Source organism: Facklamia sp. P12937 (assembly GCF_050409505.1).
Lineage (GTDB): Bacteria > Bacillota > Bacilli > Lactobacillales > Aerococcaceae > Facklamia.
Genome location: NZ_JBNUPI010000033.1, coordinates 1 through 6,089 on the forward strand (window position 1 = coordinate 1; position 6,089 = coordinate 6,089).

The 6,089-nt window shown below is 34.3% G+C and carries 2 protein-coding genes and 3 pseudogenes; 4 read left to right on the forward strand and 1 reads right to left on the reverse strand.

Features of this window, described 5'->3' with window-relative positions:
- The coding region (locus ACQV2R_RS08370; protein ID WP_428892091.1) for a group II intron maturase-specific domain-containing protein at positions 1 to 450 on the forward strand (450 nt) is incomplete at its 5' end.
- 203 nt (positions 451 to 653) lie between these two features.
- On the opposite strand, the pseudogene ACQV2R_RS08375 reads toward ACQV2R_RS08370, so the two are convergent.
- A pseudogene (locus ACQV2R_RS08375) lies at positions 654 to 865 on the reverse strand (transposase); the annotation flags it as partial.
- A gap of 279 nt (positions 866 to 1,144) precedes the next feature.
- On the opposite strand from ACQV2R_RS08375, the gene ACQV2R_RS08380 reads away from it, so the two are divergent.
- From ACQV2R_RS08380 to ACQV2R_RS08390, 3 genes and pseudogenes are all read left to right on the forward strand, one after another.
- Entirely contained in the window at positions 1,145 to 1,762 is a 618-nt protein-coding gene (locus ACQV2R_RS08380; protein WP_428873544.1) for a plasmid pRiA4b ORF-3 family protein, read from the forward strand.
- A gap of 965 nt (positions 1,763 to 2,727) precedes the next feature.
- Positions 2,728 to 3,705, forward strand: a pseudogene (locus tag ACQV2R_RS08385) (IS30 family transposase); the annotation flags it as partial.
- Positions 3,706 to 3,984: 279 nt separating this feature from the next.
- Positions 3,985 to 5,942 (forward strand): annotated as a pseudogene (locus ACQV2R_RS08390) (CD1107 family mobile element protein).
- Positions 5,943 to 6,089 lie beyond the last annotated feature (147 nt).

Below are 6,089 nucleotides of genomic sequence, written 5' to 3' on the forward strand. Positions count from 1 at the left end.
GATTGGATGATATTTTGCAAGAGTAAACGAAGTGCAGAAAGAACCTTAAGAAATAACTTGCCATTTATAGAGGGAAAGCTGAAGTTAAAAGTGAATCGAAATAAAAGCAAGGTAGAACATATAACGAAAGTTAAGTATCTAGGCTATAGCTTCTATATTACAAAAGGGGAATATAGGGTTAGGGTTTATCAGAAGTCAATAGATAAGATGAAAAGTGAACTGAAAAGGCTAACATCTAGAAGTAATGGAGGGTCAAATGCAGTAAGGAAATCCAAACTGAACAAGTTTATCGCAGGATGGATAAATTATTTCTCAATGGCGGATATGAAATCCATGCTGGAATGTATGGATGAATGGCTTAGGAGAAGAGTAAGGCAAATATACTGGAAACAGTGGAAGAAAGTCAGAACAAGATACAAGAGGATAAAGAAATTTGGGATACCGCTTTGAAAAGTGCATGAAATGGCGAATTGCAGAAAAGCCACGTGGCGAGCTGCACTAATGCTAAACTCAGTGCTAACCAAAGAAGAAATAGCTAAGCCAGGCTACCTGTCAATGCTCGGCTATTATACTAAAGTGTGTGTAAACTAGGGAACCACCGTATACGGAACCGTAGGTACGGGGGTGTGAGAGGTCGGCTAGTCAACTAATGGCTAGCCTCCTACTCGATTTCTTCCTGACACATATAATCTTGATATTAAAAGAATTCTATTTTTGAAATGGGAGTCGTTTTTATAGCCAAAGGCATTTCGCTTAATATCTTTGATGAGTTTGTTAGTTGCTTCCAGTTTGGCGTTGGAGTAAGGTAGTTCAATAGCATTAGCGACATAGTTTTATAGCGGATAAAGGTGTTTAAAGCCGTTTTAATAGGTCGAGCATATTCAAAGGACTGAATTTGTAGTATAATTGGTTTGAAAGCAGATTAAACATCTGGATTATAAGAACCGCTTTGTTACATCCATAAAAATGAGTCTTTCTTTTTAAATTTGTGTCGATACTTCATAGATTAGCAGACTCACTAGAACGTTTTCTTTAGTAAAGGTAGTTAATCTTATAATAATGCACTATGAAATAAGTAACTATGTAATTGCAGGATTTTAACTACAGTTTAAAAAGACTTAGTAAAAGAAAGGGAGAGATGATGATGATTCAGTTAAAAGTACAGTTGGTAGGGATTAAGAATCCTGCTATTTGGAGAAATATGATTGTGCCAGATAGGACGACCTTTTTTGAGTTACATTGCTTTATTCAATGTGCTTTTGGTTTAGAAGATAGACATTTATTTAGTTTCCAAAAATATGGTACTCAATTAGAGATTGATTTAGAGATTAGCCGTGATTATGATTTTAGTGATGCAATAGCTAACCTTATAAAAAAAGACGCTGAAAAAACACTTGTTCTCCCATATTTATACGAATATAGTTCAATCAATTATACCTATGATTTTGGAGATAATTGGGAATTTAAGATTACTTTGATGAAAGAAGATGTAGCTAATGGGGGCATTTTTCCTCAGGTGGTTGCTTCTAAAGGTGAGAATATTCCCGAAGATTGTGGTGGTGTTGGAGGACTAGAGAATCTTCGTGAGTTATCAAAAACACCCGATAGCAAAGAATTTAAAAGGTTATGCGAATGGAATCCAAGTATTGGACAAGACTTTAACAAAGAGAATGTAAATCAAGAATTGCAAGATCTATATAATAAAAGAGAGGGTGCAATCTTATTGCCAGATCATGTCTATGATTTTTTAGACTTAGTTTAGTAAGTTATAGATAAAGTTTTATGAAGTGAAAGGGATGATTATCGTTTTCTTTTCGATAGGGTCAAAGAAATATATAGTTACCCTTTTTGAAATCGTTATGAGTGAATGTAATGACTATGAAAATCTTAATAACAAAAACATTAGAAAGGAAAACAGCCTAACTATTATTTAGAGAGTGCTTTAAAATGATATAATACCTTAAATAATGTTGATATAATAGTCTTTATAAGGCTGTGTTTTTAATGACCAATTACCTAAAAATTACATGTGGAGTGTGTGGTTTAGTTGGAAAAAGCAAAATAGAGAATATTATAAGAATAGTTTCCTTGACGTTCAAAACGTTTAAGAATCTTTTTATAGGGGGTTAATTTTTATATAAGTTAGGTTAAATTTTTGACAAATTTGGGTGGATTTTAGAAAGAGATCACCTAAAAAAATTGATGATAAAATGTTTTTGATTGATGTAAAATTTCATGTAACTAATGTACTATTCTGATATAAAATAGCCAGTTACAAGTTTCTAGAATCAATACAAAATTTAAACTTCCACTCTTATAGTTTATTAAGCGCTTAAGACTTTATTGTTGAATATTAAAAAGTAAAGATGACCTCATGAAGTTATAAAATTCATTAGTTTTTGTTATGAATATTCCGGCTTTAAAAGCTTATACATTGTAAGTATATGAAGAGATGTTTTAGCTATAAATATGGGTATGGCTTGGGTGTGGCTATAGAATATTTTAGAAAATACAGAAGAAATATTAAATAAAAAACAACCGCGGATTAATTGTCCTCGGTTGTTTCTTTCATTATATTTATAAATATAGATTAAGTTTTAAAAATTAAATGTGATGGAGAATTGTAAAATGAACTTAGCCATTTAAAATAGAAAAAGAGCCAGTGAGTCTGCTAATCTATGTAGTAACAACACAAACATAGAATAGCAGACTCCACATGGCTCAAACCGAGCAATCGCCCGATTACTTGGGCGTTCACCTCAGACCATTCATACTGAAGTGAAACGCGGGAAGGTTACTCAAAAACGTAAACAATCCTCGAACGCAAAGGCATACATCTACTTTTCTGAGGTTTATAGTGCTGCTGCGGGACAAGCGGCGTATGACCACTTGCACGAGGGAACGGGACGACAACCTAAGTGGGTCAATAGTAAGGACTTTATCGATTGGGCGGATGAAAGGCTACTCAGTGAGAGGTGGAGCCCTGATGCGGTTGTTGGTTACGCTAAACGTCATAAATTGTTCTGTGAAGACTTGATCCCTTGCACAAAAACGCTTTATAACTGGATCAATGCGGGTCTCATGCGAACGAAGAATAGTGATTTACCTGAAAAGGTATCACGCAAACCGCACAAGGCTTTTGAACCTGGACCCAGACGCCGCAAAATCCTGGGCAAATCGGTTGAAGAACGTCCCCAGAAAGTGGAAGATCGTGAGGAATGGGGACACTGGGAAATCGATACTGTGGTAGGTCCACATGGTGAAGAGGGACCTGCCTTATTGACGTTGGTTGAGCGTCACTCACGCTTTGAGTGGCTTATTTTGATTAAGAATCAGACCAGTCAGGCCGTTCATCAAGCGATCACTCAACTCAAGAACTCGCTGGGAGATAAAGCTGAGCGACTCTTTAAGACTCTCACAAGTGATAACGGTTCAGAGTTCAGTTCACTCACAAAAGCTGTCTCCTCTGTAGCTGAGGTCTACTTCGCTCACCCTTACTCATCTTGGGAGCGTGGCACCAGTGAAAACCAACACCGTCTCGTTCGACGCTATATACCGAAAGGGGAGTCTTTAGCTAGGTATACACAGGTAGATATTAATCGCATTCAACAATGGATGAATGACAGGCCCCGGAAGCTATTAGGTTACGCCACGGCTCACGAAGTGTTTGTTAAGGCGTGGAAGAATGAACAGAAAACAGCTTGACGTGAGGGCTTGACAAGGAGCCTCCTTCGCCATGGTTTCCTAGCGTAAACGCCAGATAAACCGCTCAGCCCATCAGGCTACCATGGCTCAGCTCCTTATCAAGCCCTCACAGAAAGATTAAACAGCTACATGGATCATTGAACTCACACTTCTCATGAGCGAGGCCTACTTTGTTCTAGGTGGCTAAGTTCTATTTGCAATTTATATAAAAGTTTAAACTATGAATTTTCCAAACATTTTTACAGAAATAGTAATAAAGAGTTAGAATTTAAATTTCTAATGAAACATTGGATTTCAAATCAAAGTGGAGGAGATGATCTTGTATTTAGTGAAGTGTTTACACAAAAAATATGAATAAGGAAAATCCATTTCATGCTCTTTATGAATTAGACTATATCAGTCAAAAAAGCTACCCTCATGATATAAGTGCTAGTCATGGATTTGGACAATTTATAAGCTTGGAGGGTGAAAAATATTTTAGAGATTATTATATAGGTTTTGTAAAAAAAAAATAGTGCAGTAAAAAAAAGATATGTGAATAAAGAAGATGAATTTGTCTATGAAATTGAAGCACATATTTATAAATTAAACCGAAATGTAATAAAAGAAAAGATAGATTATAGTGGGGATCTAAAACCTGAAACAATTGAGCGTATTAAGCAAAATGTTCTTAATGCAAATCCTAATATCAACAATGTAAAAGATATAAAAATTTCTGAAGATAAACTAATTATTGAAACATGGAATAGATATTATACAGGGGTAGCTTTTATTGAATATCCTTTAGAGGATTTATATACGAGGGTAACTAATGCATCATCTCAAACAGAAAATACTGATACCAAGGATCAAGAGAGTCAGACAAAAAGTGAAGTAAAAGTGAAATATCAATACCAAGATGGAAAGGTATATAAGGAATATATAGCTTTATTTGAAAAAAACAGGTGATAGATTCTTCTGATCTTGAAATGCTTGATGATAATATGAGTTTTAACGATGATTTCGTGAGCTATACAGTAAAAGGTGATGGTAATGATAGTATTATCAGAATAGTAAAAAAATCTGAAAGTAATGCTCAGACTCAGACAGAAAATACAAAGACGGAGAATAAGGAAACTCAAACAGAAATTACTAAGAATGATATTTCCAAAATAGAAAAGGAATCTAAAGTTCTTCAAGAAAAACTTGATAAATTAAACAAGGAAACTAAGGATAAGGATAAATTAAACGATAAGCAAAAAGAGAAAATTAAAGAGCTTTAAGAAAGAATAGATAGCCTGAAAGAAAAACTTGATAAAGGCAAGGAAGATAAAAACTTATCACAAGATATGAAAAAAGAGATGGATAAACTAATTGAGAAGATTAAGGAGCTTGATAAAAAGATGAATGAGCTTGGAAAAACTCCTATTTCGCATAAATTAGTTGAAACTCCAGTTAGTCCTACTTCACAAATCAAATTAAAAACAGGAGATTTACCACAAACATCTGTAAGAGATATCAAAAAAGATTCATTGCCACAGGATAGTAGAAAAAGTAATACAAAGGATATAAATACCGGAAAAAGCAATGATAAAGAAAAAGAAATTCGTTATCCAAATAAGCTGACACCAAAACAGCCTTCCAATAATAGTAGTAATAGTTCACAGATGGATGATTCAAATAAAAATGTAAATACCAATAAAGGAGTTGCTTCAGCTCCATCAAAGGCAAGAGGAACTGTTACTGAGAATAAGGATAATGCGAACAATGACTACCCAATTCACCATAATGAAAGTGAAGAAAATAATTTAAGCCATATGTATTCAGCAGATGCAAGACAGTTTGTTACCTTTACAACTAAAAATGGTAAAACTTTTCACTTAATTATTAACCATGATGAGGATAGCGAAAATGTGATGCTTTTAACAGAAGTATCTGAAGATGATCTCCTTAATATGGTTGAGAAGAAAGAAGAACCAAAACAAGAAATTACAAAGGAAGAACCGGCAAAAGAAGAACCTAAGCCTGTGAAAAAAGAAGAAAGTAGCAATACAGGAACATACTTAATCCTTGCTCTTGTAATAGTAGGAGCATTAGGAGCAGGATATTATTTCAAGGTTATTAAAAAAAAGGAAGATAAGGAGCTTGAAGATTTTGAGGAGGAAGATGATGATTTCTTTTCAGAGGCAGAGGAAAGTGAAAATGAACTAGATGAGTCGTTGGAAACAGAAGATAAAGAAGATGATGAGTTAGAGTAAGTTTGTACTAAAACTATATAATATTTGGGACGAAAAACAGGGTGAGAGAGTAAAATTTTTCGCCCTTATTACTTTTTAAAAACTATTTATTGTGTCAACCGTAAATGAAAATGTCCTGAAATTTTAAAAATTTGCGGGATAAAACTA